Raw genomic sequence first — 16,683 nt, forward strand, 5'->3', positions numbered from 1 at the left:
TTTTTCTAGAAAGGAGAAAAAATGAAACTTAAAAACAAAATATATCTTAGTTTCTTAGCTTTATTCGGTTTTATTTTGTTGATTTTATTTATTGTTGGAATAACTAAAAAAGAAAACAATATCAAACCATTAATAAATCCAACAATAACACAACCACCCAATAACCAACTTGATTCAGAAGCAAAAGAAGAACTTAATAAACTTCAAAAATGTTTAAAAGATTTAGAAATAATCAATCAACAAAACATAAATAATAACAAAAAACTTATTGAAGAAGATAACCAATTATCACAACAAATCAACTCTAATTTAGAAACAATCAAAACTTTAAATCTTCAAATTAACAACCTCAACCAAGAATTAGACCAAAAAAGCAAAGAATTAAACAATAAAGAAACTAATTTAACCGATGAAACAAAATCCCAATTAGAAACTGAAATAAAAAACTTAAACCAACAAATAGCTGATTTATCAAAACAACGCAACCAAATCAATGAAGCTACCCAACCATTAACTAAAAAAAGAGTGGAAAATACAAAATCACAAGTAAGCAATAAGAAGATCATTGAAAATGTCCAATCAGAAACCAATAAAACTACTCAATTCAAAGATATTTATCAAAAAATATCTGATTTACAACAAGCAATAAATTATAATAACGCGAGCAAAGAAAACATCAAAGAACTAATAATTAAACATCAAGACAACCTCCGAGAAGTTCAAAACCTCAAAAGTTATGATTTATTTTTAGACGGTCAATTAATCCAATTTGACAAACAAATTAAAACTTTACAAGCAAAGCTTCAAGCTATTCAAAATAATCAACCTTGGACTACACAAAAAAAGAAAATAACTTTTAATGATGTATATGGGATGGAAGAAGAAAAAGAGCAATTTAGGTTTTTAATCCATTATTTTAATGCTACGAAACATGCGTTAGGATATGAAAATGTGAAACCAACAGGATATTTATTATATGGCCCGCCAGGAACAGGGAAAAGTCATTTAATTGAAGGTTTATGTGGCGAATCAGGAGTACATTATATTGAATTAGAGCCGTCAAAATTTGACAAGACTTACGTTGGTGAAGGCAACGAAGAATTAGAAAAGATTTGGGCGGAAGCTGAATCACATGATAAAACTATTATCTTTATTGACGAAATTAGTGGACTAGCTAACCGTGAAGACAAAAACTCTAATAAAACAAGTATCAACATTGTAAATAATTTATTAACTAAATTAGACGGTTTCAAAAGAAGTGAAAAACAAATTGTCTTAATGGGAGCTACTAATCACCTAGACCAAATTGATTCCGCTTTAAGAAGTCGTTTTCAACAAGAAATTAAAATTGATTCTTTTAAAAAAGAAGAAATCCCAGGATTTTTAGAATTTTTAATTTTAAAGAATGATTGGCGTATTAGTTTCCATACCTTCAATTATCTCAAAACTTTGGTTAAAAAAATCCCTGCAGAAAAGCAACTCACCAATCGTGATTTAGTTAAATTACTGCGTACAGCTTTTCAAATTTATGACCTTTTGGCCGTAGAAAATGAAAACCATGAAGTAATGTTGCCTTCTGATTTAGATGAAGCATTAGACCAAATTTTAGAAATCAAAAATCCTCATAATGATATTATGAAACGTCGCAAAGAATGCGAAGAACAATATGAATCCTGGAAACAAGGTTTTTTAAAATATCGTAAACCTCCAAAAGATACAACAATGATTAAAGAAAAATACCGCTTTAATGGCCTCAATGGCTTTGGTCGCGGACATCACTGTGAATACGAGCCAACTGATATAATGCAGTTTATGAAAAATCCTTTTGACAAATGGGAAACAAAACTCAGCAGTATTGATTTTTTTGATACTTTCCACACAAAACATAAAAATGATGATTCACAATTTAATAATATGTTCATCAACAACTATGTAGACCACTACACAGAACTCAACTACAAAGGCCCGAAATGGTTAATTGAAGAAGATAAAGACTTTTTCATGGATGAAGTGACATGTCATATCATAGACCCAAAGGACTCTAGTTTTCCAAAAAGAGAAATGAAAAACTACTATCTTCACTTCAACCCAAAACAAAGATATATTACACTTTATACTAAGAAATTTAATACAAAAAATAATTAAAATAAATAATCAGAAAGAGAGAAAATAAGATGGCAAAAAAAATAATCAAAACTAAAAAACCAAAACAAAAACAAACAATTAAAAAAACTATCAAACAAGTAAAAACCAAACTTCCAACCAATAAAACCAAAAAAATAATTCCAACTCCCAAAAAGACTGTTTCCGAAATTAAAAAAATAAAAAAACCTTCAAAAACTATAATCAAAAAACAAATCCAACCTACTAAAATAATTGTTGAAACCAAAAAAGAGAATGGGTTTGTAAAATTAATCAAATCAATTGTCAAAATAACCCTTATTTTATTACCATTCATACTAATTGGTGGAGGAATATGGCTTGTAATTTCTAAGTTTTTTCCTGAATTAGCTGGGAAAATTGGCGGAGTTGTTGATACATGTTGGCAATTTATTAAACATACATGTCATAATCTAGATGACAAGACCAAAAAAGCGTTAGAAAATGCAGAAATAGACCCCAAATATTCTGCTATTGCATCAAAAGCTTTATGGCTTGTTGGTGGTTGTTTACTTGCTGCTACATGTTGTTTAATCCCAGGAATTGGCATATTCTTAGGAGGAGCAGTTTTAATAAGTACTATCATTTATGTAGGAATTATTACACTTACCGAAAAAACCAACCAAGAACCACCAAAAAATACATCTCCACCACAACAAGTAGAAAACGAAGTAGACAATACAAACAAACAAATTGAAACAGATAAATTAACTGAAAATAACAGAGATTCAGAAAACCAAGAAACTCAAAAAAAAAAAAAACAAAATCAACTGAATTAAATGATGAAACACTAACTCCTCAACCAACTTTAAAACAACCAATTCATAAACAAAAAGAAATTAACAAAGAAGAATATAATAAAAGTTTATTGAATCCAGACATGCAAAAACAAGTTGAGGAGTTGAGGACCGTTGAAAAAGAACGAGAAGCACAATTGTTGCAAGAAAGAAATTATTTTGAAGCTAATTTACAAGCTCATCTTTTGGAAATTTTAAATATAAAAAATCAAAAAAATAATTTAGAAAAAGAACTTTTAGAACAAAAAAACTTATCAGATGCTGAAAAACAACAATTAACTAAGCAAATTGAGGACATAAATACTAATTTATCTTCTAGAAATAAAGAAATAGAACAAATACAAAACCAAAAATTCCAATTAGAAAAAATATTAGATTCAAATAAACAAGATTTACAAAATTTACAACAAGAAATATTTGATAAAGAAGCTGAATTAGAAGAAAAAGAAAGAAAATTAACTGAACAAAAAAACTTATCAGCAAATGAAGTTAAGCAATTAAATGAAGAAATTAATAATTTAAGAAATAATATTGAACAAAAACAAGTAAATTATCAAGCTCATTTATTAATTAAAGAAGAAGAAACCCAAAAACTAAAAGACCAAATTGCAAAAAACAATGAAAATGCTAAACAATTACAAAAAGAATTAAAAACTAAACAAGCGAAATTAGATGAAATTAACAAAAAAATAGGAACTTTAACAGCAAATAAAAATAATTTAGAAAAAGAACTTTTAGAACAAAAAAACTTATCAGATGCTGAAAAACAACAATTAACTAAGCAAATTGAGGACATAAATACTAATTTATCTTCTAGAAATAAAGAAATAGAACAAATACAAAACCAAAAATTCCAATTAGAAAAAATATTAGATTCAAATAAACAAGATTTACAAAATTTACAACAAGAAATATTTGATAAAGAAGTTGAATTAAAAGAAAAAGAAAGAAAATTAACTGAACAAAAAAACTTATCAGCAAATGAAGTTAAGCAATTAAATGAAGAAATTAATAATTTAAGAAATAATATTGAACAAAAACAAGTAAATTATCAAGCTCATTTATTAATTAAAGAAGAAGAAATCAAACAATTACAAGAAAACGAAAAAAACTTAAAAGAACAATTAACTCAAAAACAAGAAGAAACTATGAGCCTAAGAGAACAACATGTAAAAACTTTGGAAGAAATCCAAAGACAAATTACAAATTACAAAAAAACAGTTGCTGAACTAGAAAATGAAACTCAAAAACTAAAAGACCAAATTGAAAAAAACAATGAAAATGCTAAACAACTACAAAAAGAAATAAAAACTCAACAAGCGAAATTAGACGAAATTAACAAAAAAATAGGGGGTTTGACGGTAAATAAAGATAACTTATTACAAATAATAAAAGACTTAGAAAACGACCAAACAGTAACAAATTATAAAAAGATAAAAAATCGTACAAATTGGGGGGTTGGTAGTAGTAGTAAAGAAATACAATTCCCTCGTTTTTGGAATGATAAACCTTTTACATATAAAATTGTCCCAAAGATTGATTTTGAAAATACTGGATTGCCCCATATTCCAAGAAGTATGAGAACATATAATGAGATGATTAAAAGAAATACTATACAAGGAGAAAGTGTAGAATTATCACCAGGTAAATATTATTGCGAACCTTCTATTAATATGAGAAATATACAATATTCCACTAATGGCGCTAATTTAATTTTTAGCGAACCAACCTCACAGACCGAACCACCACAAAATTTATTCAAACTTGATGAAGCAAAAGAAAACTTAAAAAATATATCTCAAGAATTATCAAATTATGAAACTAATTTAAAAAACGCTCAACTAGAATATAATCAATTATTAGAAAATCAAACACCAGATGATAGTTTGCAACAAGAATTAAATAATAAAGCAAATCATATTAAAACTTTAAAAAACGAAATGCAACAATTAGAAATTAAAGAACAAGGTTTTAGAAGTGAAATTGATGCTTTAAAATTAGAAAATAAAAACCTAAAAGAAAAATATACTAATGATTTAGACAAAATCAAACAAGAACTTGATGCAACTAAAAATGAAAACGAACAACTAGAAAAAGAGAAAAAAGAGTTAGAAGTTGAATTGATTAAAAACGGCAATGCTGATGATGCATTAGTTAAACAATTAAATCACAAAGAAGCTCAAATAAAAGAATTAAAGGGCAAAATTAATACCTTAGAAGCCAATGAAACTAAGTTGCAAGAAACAATCAAACAAAAAGACGAAGAAATTAAACAATTGCAACAAAAAGTTCAAGAACAAGCGGAACAAATTATAAAATTAACTGCCGAAATTGAAAACAATATAGAAACTTTCAAGCAACAAGCAATTAAAATTCAACAACTAGAAGGGGCAATTGCAGGACTTGAAGATGCAAGTGGTGTTTTGGGTGGTAATAACAAAGAATTACTACATGAAATCAATAAACTAAAAGCCCAATTGAAAGCAGAACAAGACGCGCACGTTGCAACAAAAATAAGATTGGAAGAAGAGATTGTTGAGTTAAAAAAAGATGCATTAAACTTACAAAATAGATCAAAAGAATTAAAAGACAAACAAAATAGTTGGGAAACGGGTACAAAAATAGGTGTTTTCACCGAAGCTGGTGTGGTGATGGGCGCTACGTTGGGAAGTGCTGCGGGGCCTATAGGTGCGGTTTTAGGTGGAGTTGCAGGTGGTGTAATTTCTACTGCTGTAGCTGTTGCTAGTAATTGGGATGTAGTTAAAACATGGTTTGGTCGTTAATGCAATTTTTTTGCATTACCAGATTGGATTATGATACAATGATGATAAGTTATAAAAATAAAAAAGGAAGTTAATTATAGGATGGAGTTATTTAAAGTATTAGTTATTATAGGTATTTTAGGAGTTTTTTTATTGATTTGGTTTGTTCAAAAACACGTAAATAATAAATTAAATAATGTAGAAAATATTAAATTTAAAATTGAAGTTGAGACAATAACTAAGCAAAAGAAATTAAACCAAAAAATAGCTGAGTTAGTAAATAATAAAGCTTTATCAGTTCAAGAAAAAACCGAATTACAAGAAGAAATAAACACTATCCAAACTGAATTAAGGCAGCAACAAGCAGAATTATCACATAATCAAATGTTGGCAGGAAAATTAAAAGCTAAAAAATATACAAAAAGAAATCCAATAAAAGCTATAATTATATATTATTGTTTTATAATAAGTATATTTGCTATTTTCGGTGGTTTTATATTTTTAGACAATAAATATGATATAACAAACTCGAAACCTAAAACTTATACTATTTCTGAACCGAAAGTAGAAATTGAAGCTGAATGGTTTGAAACAGGAAATAAAAAATACGCAATTGAAGAAGATAACAAACCTTATAGAAATGATAAAGGCAAATGGGTAATGAATGGTGTTGCTGATGAGGGAGAATGGAAAATAAAAATTAAATACACCTTCTACGGTCTCGACGGTCTTGGTTGCGGACAGCACCGTGAATACGAGCCAACTGACTTAATGCCGTTTATGAAAAATCCTTTTGACAAATGGGAAACAAAACTCAGCAGTATTGATTTTTTTGATACTTTCCACACAAAACATAAAAATGATGATTCACAATTTAATAATATGTTCATCAACAACTATGTAGACCACTACACAGAACTCAACTACAAAGGCCCGAAATGGTTAATTGAAGAAGATAAAGACTTTTTCATGGATGAAGTGACATGTCATATCATAGACCCAAAGGACTCTAGTTTTCCAAAAAGAGAAATGAAAAACTACTATCTTCACTTCAACCCAAAACAAAACTATATCACACTTTATACTAAGAAATTTAATACTAAAGAAAACGAAGAATCCCCAAAAACAAGATTAAGAGGATAAAATTATAATTAAGACCAACTTAAAAGTTGGTCTTTTTTTAATAAATTTGAATCAAATGATATAACTGCTAAAAAATAATCAAAATTTTAGAGATATAACCTTGATTTGGGGGTATAATTAGAAACATAATCATTAATTTTATATATTAATTTAATATATATATTTTAAAATTCAGTTTTAATAAGTTATAATTATTGTTGGTCCTAAATCCAGTGGATGGATTTACAATAAATTCAACGGCTACTGGGACACCACTCAACCATAACATAATAAACCTCAAGAATTAAATATTAATTGATATTAAGACCTCCAAATGGAGGTCATTTTTTTTTTACTCATCTTTGGTAAAATCTAAAAAAGAGTTTTATGTTATAATAAAGAAGAAGTCAAACGAGAAATTAAAATAATAATTTCAACTGAATTAATTTTAAAATACCCCCCAAATCAAACATGCCTCTTTAACGCGTTATTTTGCCCCTCTAGCCGCGATTAAATTACAATTAGAGTAATAACTCGAATTGCAATTTATACCCCCCTTAAATCCAATTTAGCCTCTAAGTGACATTCAGTTATTATATAGCACAAACAACCCAAAATGAAAAATTTGGCATTATTGTGTAAAAAAATGCAACCCATGTCATTTTGTAGGGGCGTTTTTGTTTTTTTCAGGCTAACTATATAATGGTATGTTTCTAATAATTATATTTTAATAGTATAATATATGTATATGTAATATAAAGAAAGAAATAAAAACTATTCAAAAGTTTTTATTTCTTTCTTTATATATTAACCATATATATTATACTATTAAAATATAAAATCATTTAAGAGGTAATATTTTGAATATTTATTTTTTTATAATTAATAAAATTCTTTAAATCAATTATTTTGGCATTATTGTGTAAAAAAATGCAACCCATGTCATTTTGTAGGGGCGTTTTTGTTTTTTTCAGGCTAACTATATAATGTAGGGATAAAATATTTAAAAAATATCTTTTGAAACTAGCAAATTATAAAAAAACATTAGACACTTTTTAAGTGTAATGAAATTAATTTGTTAGTTTGAAAAGATATGGAATTATCTACTTAATTTTAAAGTCTTAAAGAGTAATTTATAAATAAAAAGTTGTATTAAAAAAAGGAACAGCGCACATATACATATATTATAATAATTTTATATATTAATTTAATTAATATATTTTAAAATTCAATTTTAAATACATTTTTGAGTTATAATTGTTTTTGTGATTAAATAAAAAATATTAAGATAATTGGTGTTAATAATGCAAAAATTGCAAAAATTAAAGCAAAAAATAAGATTATTACAAAATATGATTTTCCATATTCAAATTATTAATAAAAAAATAGTTTTTAAACTTGTTAAACAATTTTCTCAAGACCTGAATTTAACTACCATTTTAAAAACAATTCGCATTAATCGAAGTACTTATTATTATTGGCTAAAAATTGAAGAAAAGTTAAAATTAAAAGAAGAAAAACAATTGTTCCTTTTAAAATTACAAAATGGTAAATTAAAAAAACAATTAGAGAAGAAAGTAGGCAAAAAAAATGACAAAAAATAATCCTTCTAAATTAAGCCGAGTTTTTGTTGTTTGGGCTTTATCAATATCTGCTGCAGTTATTTTTATTTTATTCCTTGTTTTTTTATCTTTAAAACAGGAAAAAGAATCAAAACCAAAAGAAGATAAAACAGAAGATAATGTTAATGATACAAGAAAGCAACCCCAAGAACGATTCAATGAAACACATAAAAATCTAGATGAATTAATAGAAAAACTTGAAAAAGAAATAGATAAAATAACATCTAACGACGAAAATGAAAAACCTAAAAAAGGACCTAAATATCGCCCTGATGGAACACTTGATTACATCATAGAAATTGACCCCCAAACAGGCAAAAAAACCAAAGAAACTCATTATGACGACGATGGCAAAACAATTTATGTCATCCAAGAATACGACCCTCAAACAGGTAATACAATCAAATATACCCAATATTACAAAGATGGCAAAACAATTTATGTCATCCAAGAATGCGACCCTCAAACAGGTAATACAATCAAATATACCCAATATTACAAAGATGGCGAAAGAATTAATTATATCCAAGAATACGACCCTCAAACAGAAGAATTAATCAAAGAGACCAAATACTACTCAGATGGTAAAACAATTCAAGCAATTGAATTTTTCAATTCCGAAGGAAAAATAACCAAAAAAACCAATTACAAATCCGACGGAAAAACAATTGATTACACCAACGAATACAACCCTCAAACAGGAAGAAACATCAAACACACCCAATACAACCCAGATGGATCAATTAAAGAAGTTGAATACGGTTCCTAAATCATGCATAAAAAAAGAAATTTAATACTCAACCAACAGAAGAATCATAAAAACCAAGATTAAGAGGATAAAATTATAATTATAATTTCTTCTACTGACTATCTAAACTAAAAAACCCCCCAAAATCAAACATACCTCTTTAACGCATTATTTTGCCCTTCTCGCTGTGATTAAATTACAATTAGGGTAATAACCCTATTTGTAATTTATACCCCCCTTAAATCCAGTTTAGCCTTTAAGTGAACTCTCAAAAACCCTTGTAAATACTTACTTTTAATTTTTACAATTTTGGAATAAACTAAAACGGATCATTTTTAAACCTAATTTATAACCACCCCTCAACTAGAGATGGGGGGGGGTTTTATTTTTTATTATATAACAAAAACAGCCCAAAATAAAAAATTCCGCATTATTGTGTAAAAAAATTTAATCCATGTCGTTTTGTTACAGACATTTTGTTTTTTTCGGCCTATATATATAATGGGTATGCTTCTAATAAGGTTAAACCCGTGAGTAAAACTAAACACCAATTCAAAAAGCCCTCCAAGGCTATTTTGAATTGGTTTGTGATTAGTAATGATTAATTCGGGTTTAACCTTATTAGAAACATACTATAATAATTAATAATGTAAAGATAATATATATGGTTAATATATAAAGAAAGAAATAAAAACTATTTAAAAGTTTTTATTTCTTTCTTTATATTACATATACATATATTATCTTCCATTTATATATTAATTTAATAAATATATTTTAAAATTCAGTTTTAAAATATATTTTTGAGTTATAATTATTTTTGTAATTAAATAAAAAAATATTAAGATAATTGGTGTTAATAATGCAAAAATTAAAGCAAAAAATAAGATTATTACAAAATATGATTTCTCAGATTCAAATTATTAATAAAAAAATAGTTTTTCAATTGGTTAAACAATTTTCTCAAGACCTAAATTTAACTACCATTTTAAAAACAATTCGCATTAATCGAAGTACTTATTATTATTGGCTAAAAATTGAAGAAAAGTTAAAATTAAAACAAACAAAATATTTTTTACAACAAAAAAGAATTAAAGTTTTATGTTTACACTACCAATATTTTTACGGCCATCGTAAAATTACTGATTTATACCAAAAAACTTTCAACGAACCCATTACTAAGAAAAAAGTTTATCTTATCATGAAAGAAAATAATATTTGTTGTAAGTTGAGGCCTAAAAAAAATAAATATTATTATCATAAAAATTTAAAATCTAACCTCCAAGTTGCACCAAATTTAATCAATCAAGACTTTACCGCCTCCCAGCCTATGCAAAAATTATTCACCGACATTACTTATTTCCAAACTCCCCAAGGTTTTATCTATTTTTCTGCCATAATCGATTCTTTTAACAACCAAATCATCGCATCCCATACTTCGAATCGCCAAGATAAAGAATTAATTTTAAATACAATCAAAAAACTACCTCCATTAAAAGAACCTTGTGTTATCCATTCCGACCAAGGATTAGTTTATCAATCCCTAAAAGTACAACAAACCTTAACTAAAAAAAGGTTTTTAATCAGCATGTCCCGCAAAGCAACCCCGCGCGATAATGCCGTGATTGAGAACTTTTTTGGCCAGATGAAAAGTATTTTATTCAACCAGCATCCGTTTTTATTTCAACAAGTTCCATGCAAAATCAAAAAAATAATCAATCGATTCACTTCTTTTTGGAATCATAAATGGCTTTTAACTAAATTAAATACTTTATCGCCTTTAAAATATTCTCAATCTTTTAGATAAATATTTTAATTAATTAACGAATTCAACTGCAACCTTTTTAAAAGAGGTTATTTCACTGTACATTTTTTTAAGTAAAAAATGAAAAATTTGGCATTATTGTGTAAAAAAATTTAATCCATGTCGTTTTGTTACAGACATTTTGTTTTTTTCGGCCTATTTATATAGTGTAGGGATAAAAATTAAAAAAATATCTTTTGAAACTAGCAAATTATAAAAAAACATTAGACACTTTTTAAGTGTAATGAAATTACTTTGTTAGTTTGAAAAGATATGAAATTATCTACTTAATTTTAAAGTCTTAAAGAGTAATTTATAAATAAAAAGTTGTATTAAAAAAAGGAACAGCGCAAATGTTTCAAATAATTATAAATCCAATATTAATCATGAATTAAACTACTTTCAAACTTGGACCAAAAATAATCCAAATAAAAAACGAGAGAAAAAAGTTTTAGTAAATCACTTGAAAGATATAAAAAATATTTTAAACAAATTAATTAATCAAGAATCAATTAATGACATTGAAAAAATTATTACTTTTGTCATATGATGATTGTATTATTTTTTTAAAAGAAAAACATGGCGATGTAAAAGGAAATTATTTTATTAAAAACAATGAAGGCAAATTCGTTCATAACAAAAAAATTTTGAAGTTCCAGAGTGATGGACTTGAAATTCATCATGTTTTAGAAAAAGAAGAACCCGGCTTATCAAATCCCCAAAAACTTAATTTAGACTTTCACTATCAAGAAGCTCAAAATTTAGTTTACTGTGATTTATTAGAACATTTTCTTCTACATTTAAAAATTTATGATTATTATGCAACCAACGAAAAACCTGAAATAGGAATCAAAGGAGCTTTTCTAATTAATAATAAAATTCGCGATTTGTTCCAAAACAACCAGATTACAACAACCAAACAAAAAGAAAGAATTAAAGAGTGCGAAATAGAGAATGGAATCAATGTATGAATTTATTAAAAAGTTTAAAAATAAGGAAAAAAACAAATAAAAAAAGAAAGTTGTAACCATTCATAAAACAACCAAACTAAAAAATAGTTTTGCTTGTTTGTCTATGAGTTATGAAAAAAAGCATAAAGTTAAGTTTTGGTTTTTCTTAAAAAAATGAAAAATTTAATATTTTAAAGATTAATTGAAAAACTAATTTAAAATAAAGGAGTTTTTTTGATATAAAAAAAACTTTTGTCATTTTTTTGATACATTTTTTTAAATTTAGGTGTGATTTTTTCAATTTATAAATGTTATAAAATGGATTTGACACTGACAAACACAAATAAAGAAAATAGCAAAAATATCCCAAACGATATTGATTATTGTTTAAAATTGAAATTTCATTGAAGTTTTTTGGAAACAACCCGAAACAATCAAAAAAATAATTTAAAAATTCCTTAATTATTTAAAATTTTTTAAAATCTCAGTTAATTAAAATAAGTAGTTTTTTTATTAACTTCTCTAGAAATGAAAATCACATCTTTGAAATTTTTGCAATTTTTTTATGCTTCTCCAAATCTTTTTGTAAATAATTTTGTTTTAGCTTTTTTTAAACTACAAAATATTTTAATAATTACAAATTTATTCAAATTAAAAAAATTCTTAAATTAAACCATCTCAAAAGTATTTAAAAAGAGGGGGGGGTCAATAATTGAAAAAAGCGATAAGTGTATTTTGATTTTGCAATTGTTTTTTTAAAATAAATTTATAAATTTTTTGGAAAAGATAATTATATTATTAGATTTCATTCTTAGTTGCATCAATTTCATTCATTTGAAGAAGAAAATATTTAAAAAACAACTGCAATTGAAGTAAAGATTGTTGTAATAACTAAGATAATAATGGTTTAGTTTTTGATTTTATTGCATTTTTAATGTGTTTTTAACCTCTTTTTTTATTCTTGAGATATAAAAAAAGTCCTTTTAAAGGACTTAAATTACTTAAGGAAGATTTTTCTAAAATCATTTTAGAAAAAATTTCGAATTTTTCATATTTTAAAGAATTTTTTTAAAGGCTAAAGTTTCTACATTTTAGTAATAATTCAGTTTTGTTTCTCTAAAAATTAAAAGCAAAAGGATAGGTTTGTATTAATTAACTTTTGTCAAAAACCAAAAAAAGTAATTATTAAAAATATGTCAAAAAAATAAAAAAGATATTAATTAAATAAGCTTTTTATTTTTCTTAATTTGAGTAATTGTTTGAAATTAAAATTCTTCAAAAAAAGCCTTGGATTTAGGAAATTTATTAGTTTCAAAAATTTCTTGCGGTGTTCCTTTTTCAACAATTAAACCTTTTTCCATAAAACAAATAGTATGAGAAATTTTTTTAGCAAAACGCATTTCATGGGTTACAATTATTAAAGTTATTTTTTTATTATCAGATAATTTTTTTAAAATTTTTAAAACTTCTTGACTAGAATCAGGATCTAGTGCAGAAGTTGGTTCATCTAACAAAAGAATTTGTGGTTTCATACACAAAGCACGAGCGATGGCAACGCGTTGTTTTTGACCGCCTGATAAAAGATCTACTTGATAATTAGCAAAATCTTCTAAATCAACTTCTTTTAATTTTTCTAAAGCTCTTGCTTCTGCTTCTGAACGTTTTAATTTTAAAACTTTCATTGGCGCCAAGCAACAGTTTTCTAAAATAGTTCTTCCTGAGAATAAATTAAAACTTTGAAAAACCATTCCTACTTTAGTTCTTAATTCAGACAAAGAAACGTTAGGTTTTAAAATGTTTTCATTATCAACCAAAATAACTCCTGTATCAGGTCTTTCCAATAAATTCAGGCATCTTAATAAAGTGGATTTGCCAGACCCAGAATGACCAATAATGGTAACAATTTCTTTATCTTTGATTTTTAAATTAATATCTTGCAAAACAACTTTTTCATTAAATTGTTTTTGTAAATTTTGAACTTCCACTAAATAAGACATATTACTTATAGCCTCTTTTCTTTATTTTTTCAATATTTAATTAAAAAAATTATAACATAAAAAATATAAAATTCAACTATTTTGAAAAGATTATGCTTTTTTGTTCAAAAAAAATTTATCCAAAAAAGACAAATTTTATTAATTCAAAGAAAATAAAAAATAAAAATGCGATAATAATATAAATTTAAAAAAAATTTGTTAAAATAAAATAGTATAATAATATGGTGGTGTTTTTTAAAGTATGAGGTATTATTATTTAATTTTTTGAAATATTTACAATCAATAGGATTTTTTTATATTAAATTTTTTTATAAAATTAAGAAAAGAAGTAGAAAAGAGATTTTGAAAATGCATTATTTTGAAAAAATACGTCAAAAAATAGGCCATGAACCTTTGTTTTCTCCAGGGGCTTCCATTATTGTTTACGAAAACAACAAATATTTACTACAATTTAGAAATGATTTTAAAATTTGGGGTTTGCATGGTGGTGCTATGGATTTAGGAGAAACAGGAGAGCAAACTGCCTTAAGAGAATTGAAAGAAGAAACTAATTTAAAAGCTTTGGAAATGAATTTTTTTAAAACTTATTCAGGGGAAAAATTTAAAATTATTTATCCTAATAATGACGTTATTTATCCAGTTGTTTTAGCTTTTGTAGTTACAAAGACTGAAGGAAGAATTAGATCTCAAAAATCGGAAGTTCAAAGTTTAAAGTGGTTTGAAGAAAAAGATTTACCAATAGAACAAATGATGGAAATTGATAAATGTTTTTTAAAAGATTTTATAGAAAAGAAAAACCAAAAAAACAATTTCAAAGAGTAAAATTCAAGTTTTGCTATTAAATACTTATTCTTTAATTTAAGTCAGATTTGTGAGTGATATTTGCAGCAAAAAATGCATCTTTACAAAAACAATAACTCAAATTTATGGGATGATAAAATAATTAGGATACTTTTTATTTTTTAAAAATTATTTAAGACTGACTTATTTAAGTCAGTCTTTTTTTCTATCGCTATGAAATATTTTTTATAAAATTTTTGTAAAATTATAAAAACTCATTATTGATTATAATACCTAAAAAAACCTAAAAAAAGTAATATCTAAAAGCGGTTTCGGCTACTTCTTTTAATAAATCAAACATTTCTTCCCGTGTCCAAGGATTTTCACGAAAATACATAGAAACTGGTGAAAAACGATTATGTCCATTATCTCCATATTTTTTAAAAACAAATGTCTTATTTAATTTAAAAAATTCGTTTAAAACAAATATTTTAGCATCAACAAAAGTATCTTCATGATTGAAATCACAACCCCAACCAAAACAAACAAATGGAGTAATAAGTTCATGCATGAACATAGATTTAATTGCAGTTAAATTTTTTCCTAACCTTTCAACTGCATTTCCTCTTGATTGTTTAGGTTTTCCTTCTTCTTGTAATTTATCATTAGTTCCTTGTCTTTTCACTTCTGAAACCAATAAAACCTTACAAAAATCATTATCTGAATATGATTTCAAAAGCAAAACTCCCCCATCTGGTTTAATAGTGCGATTATCAAAAATTTTATCCTCTTCATAATCAGTTATTTTTCTAATACCTTTTTTATAAATAATATCCTTCATAAAACCAATGGATAATTGTTTTTCATGGATAATATAAAAAGGGTTGTTAGCCAAAAAGTCTTTAAAACGCCATTCCAAATAATTTTTAACATCTATCATGGCGGCATAAATTAATTTATCATCTTTTTTAGATTTATTATTTTTAGGTTTGTGTTGTTTAATGTTTTTTCTTAATTGTTCTGAATTAGACATTTTAAATCATTGTTCCTCTACAAAAATAATGCGGTTTTAAATTATTAACATTAAAAATTAAAATTTCTGAATGAAAAACAACGTTTTCAAAAACGTCTTTGGGAAGACTAATAATAGAAGAGATTTCGGGATATTCTTGATTTACAAATTTTTGTAATCGTTTGCTATTTAGTGATTGATTAAGTCTAAAGCCATAAGGTGTGAATAAAACAATTGGAATATCTTTGCCAAAAATTTCAATTATTTTTTTTAACCACAACTCAGGTAATAATGGACGACCACCATATTTTTCCTTAACATAACTTTTAGTTTTAAAATCTAAATTAAAAGGTGGGTTTGTTATTACCAAAGATATTTTTTGTTTCTTTAAATCTTTTTGACTTAATTCTAAAAAATTTTTATGAATTAAATTAGAAAAAGAAGTTTTTTCTATATCAACCCCCAAAACATCAAAACCTTTTTCTTTCCAAGGCAATAATAAAGATCCTTCACCAACGCAGGGGTCAAAAATCAAACCACGTTTGATTTGAGGTGATAAAATATCATATAGAAATTGCGATACCCAACTAGGAGTATAAATAGTAGATTTTTTTTCATTTTTGAAAAAATTATTTCTATCAACTCGATACATTTTTTATTATTCCTTTTCTATTCCTTTTTTTATACTTTTTCTTCATTATAGCATAAAAAAATTGTTTTAAATTATATAGTAATTCTTCTCAACAACTAACATTTATATGACGCTCCACTAACCAGAATTTTAACTAAATCAATACTTCATCCCTATAACGATAATTAATTACAACCTTTTAAAAAGGTTCTTTTGCTGTACATTTTTTTCAAGCGAAATGAAAAGATACGAATTTTTTACGCAATAATCACGTTTTTCATAATTTATTAGCTTCAAA

General features: G+C 25.6%; 11 protein-coding genes and 1 pseudogene. 9 read left to right on the plus strand and 3 right to left on the minus strand.

All coding sequences use genetic code 11. The annotated features are described in order from the left end of the window. The first annotated feature begins 21 nt into the window (after positions 1 to 21). The 8 genes and pseudogenes from SLY_RS04185 (at position 22) to SLY_RS04220 (ending at position 11,986) form a co-directional block, all read left to right on the plus strand. A complete protein-coding gene (locus tag SLY_RS04185; protein ID WP_015638303.1) occupies positions 22 to 2,145 on the plus strand; it encodes an AAA family ATPase in 2,124 nt (707 codons plus the stop codon). A gap of 29 nt (positions 2,146 to 2,174) precedes the next feature. After that, the gene (locus SLY_RS04190) at positions 2,175 to 2,939 is read left to right on the plus strand and encodes a hypothetical protein (protein WP_015638304.1); all 765 of its coding nucleotides are present in this window, start codon (positions 2,175 to 2,177) and stop codon (positions 2,937 to 2,939) included. A gap of 101 nt (positions 2,940 to 3,040) precedes the next feature. Next, positions 3,041 to 5,740 carry a coiled-coil domain-containing protein gene (locus SLY_RS05145; protein ID WP_235043267.1) on the plus strand — a complete coding sequence of 900 codons (2,700 nt, stop codon included), beginning with the start codon at positions 3,041 to 3,043 and terminating at the stop codon, positions 5,738 to 5,740. Positions 5,741 to 5,821: 81 nt separating this feature from the next. Beyond that, positions 5,822 to 6,862, plus strand: coding sequence for an OmpH family outer membrane protein (locus SLY_RS04200; protein WP_015638306.1), 1,041 nt, complete (start codon positions 5,822 to 5,824; stop codon positions 6,860 to 6,862). Positions 6,863 to 8,133: 1,271 nt separating this feature from the next. Beyond that, positions 8,134 to 8,361, plus strand: a pseudogene (locus tag SLY_RS04205) (transposase); the annotation flags it as partial. 70 nt (positions 8,362 to 8,431) lie between these two features. Continuing rightward, a complete protein-coding gene (locus SLY_RS04210) occupies positions 8,432 to 9,232 on the plus strand; it encodes a DUF2963 domain-containing protein (RefSeq protein WP_015638309.1) in 801 nt (266 codons plus the stop codon). Between the two features lie 841 nt (positions 9,233 to 10,073). Further along, entirely contained in the window at positions 10,074 to 11,018 is a 945-nt protein-coding gene (locus tag SLY_RS04215) for an IS3 family transposase (RefSeq protein WP_041784410.1), read from the plus strand. 512 nt (positions 11,019 to 11,530) lie between these two features. Continuing rightward, on the plus strand, positions 11,531 to 11,986 hold the full coding sequence (locus SLY_RS04220; protein ID WP_015638311.1) for an SAV1803-related protein: 456 nt from the start codon (positions 11,531 to 11,533) through the stop codon (positions 11,984 to 11,986). A 1,244-nt stretch (positions 11,987 to 13,230) separates the two neighbouring features. Here SLY_RS04220 and SLY_RS04230 read toward each other — a convergent pair. Continuing rightward, the gene (locus tag SLY_RS04230; protein WP_015638313.1) at positions 13,231 to 13,962 is read right to left on the minus strand and encodes an amino acid ABC transporter ATP-binding protein; all 732 of its coding nucleotides are present in this window, start codon (positions 13,960 to 13,962) and stop codon (positions 13,231 to 13,233) included. 348 nt (positions 13,963 to 14,310) lie between these two features. Between SLY_RS04230 and SLY_RS04235 the strand changes: the two genes are divergently transcribed. Then, positions 14,311 to 14,784, plus strand: a complete 474-nt coding sequence (locus tag SLY_RS04235; RefSeq protein ID WP_200858676.1) for an NUDIX hydrolase — start codon at positions 14,311 to 14,313, stop codon at positions 14,782 to 14,784. A gap of 262 nt (positions 14,785 to 15,046) precedes the next feature. Here SLY_RS04235 and SLY_RS04240 read toward each other — a convergent pair whose 3' ends face one another. Next, positions 15,047 to 15,775, minus strand: coding sequence for an EcoRI family type II restriction endonuclease (locus SLY_RS04240; protein WP_012359221.1), 729 nt, complete (start codon positions 15,773 to 15,775; stop codon positions 15,047 to 15,049). A gap of 1 nt (position 15,776) precedes the next feature. Next, complete coding sequence (locus tag SLY_RS04245; RefSeq protein WP_012359222.1) at positions 15,777 to 16,406, minus strand: N-6 DNA methylase; 630 nt, start codon at positions 16,404 to 16,406, stop codon at positions 15,777 to 15,779. Positions 16,407 to 16,683: the final 277 nt, after the last annotated feature.

The sequence above is a fragment of the Strawberry lethal yellows phytoplasma (CPA) str. NZSb11 genome (assembly GCF_000397185.1).
Taxonomy (GTDB): domain Bacteria; phylum Bacillota_I; class Bacilli_A; order Acholeplasmatales; family Acholeplasmataceae; genus Phytoplasma; species Phytoplasma australiense.

Excerpts from the sequence above, each read along its gene's own strand:
- SLY_RS04185 (WP_015638303.1), top strand. The coding sequence starts at position 22 with ATGAAACTTAAAAACAAAATATATCTTAGTTTCTTAGCTTTATTCGGT.
- SLY_RS04190 (WP_015638304.1), top strand. The coding sequence starts at position 2,175 with ATGGCAAAAAAAATAATCAAAACTAAAAAACCAAAACAAAAACAAACA.
- SLY_RS05145 (WP_235043267.1), top strand. The coding sequence starts at position 3,041 with ATGCAAAAACAAGTTGAGGAGTTGAGGACCGTTGAAAAAGAACGAGAA.
- SLY_RS04200 (WP_015638306.1), top strand. The coding sequence starts at position 5,822 with ATGGAGTTATTTAAAGTATTAGTTATTATAGGTATTTTAGGAGTTTTT.
- SLY_RS04210 (WP_015638309.1), top strand. The coding sequence starts at position 8,432 with ATGACAAAAAATAATCCTTCTAAATTAAGCCGAGTTTTTGTTGTTTGG.
- SLY_RS04215 (WP_041784410.1), top strand. The coding sequence starts at position 10,074 with ATGCAAAAATTAAAGCAAAAAATAAGATTATTACAAAATATGATTTCT.
- SLY_RS04220 (WP_015638311.1), top strand. The coding sequence starts at position 11,531 with ATGACATTGAAAAAATTATTACTTTTGTCATATGATGATTGTATTATT.
- SLY_RS04230 (WP_015638313.1), bottom strand. The coding sequence starts at position 13,962 with ATGTCTTATTTAGTGGAAGTTCAAAATTTACAAAAACAATTTAATGAA.
- SLY_RS04235 (WP_200858676.1), top strand. The coding sequence starts at position 14,311 with ATGCATTATTTTGAAAAAATACGTCAAAAAATAGGCCATGAACCTTTG.
- SLY_RS04240 (WP_012359221.1), bottom strand. The coding sequence starts at position 15,775 with ATGTCTAATTCAGAACAATTAAGAAAAAACATTAAACAACACAAACCT.
- SLY_RS04245 (WP_012359222.1), bottom strand. The coding sequence starts at position 16,406 with ATGTATCGAGTTGATAGAAATAATTTTTTCAAAAATGAAAAAAAATCT.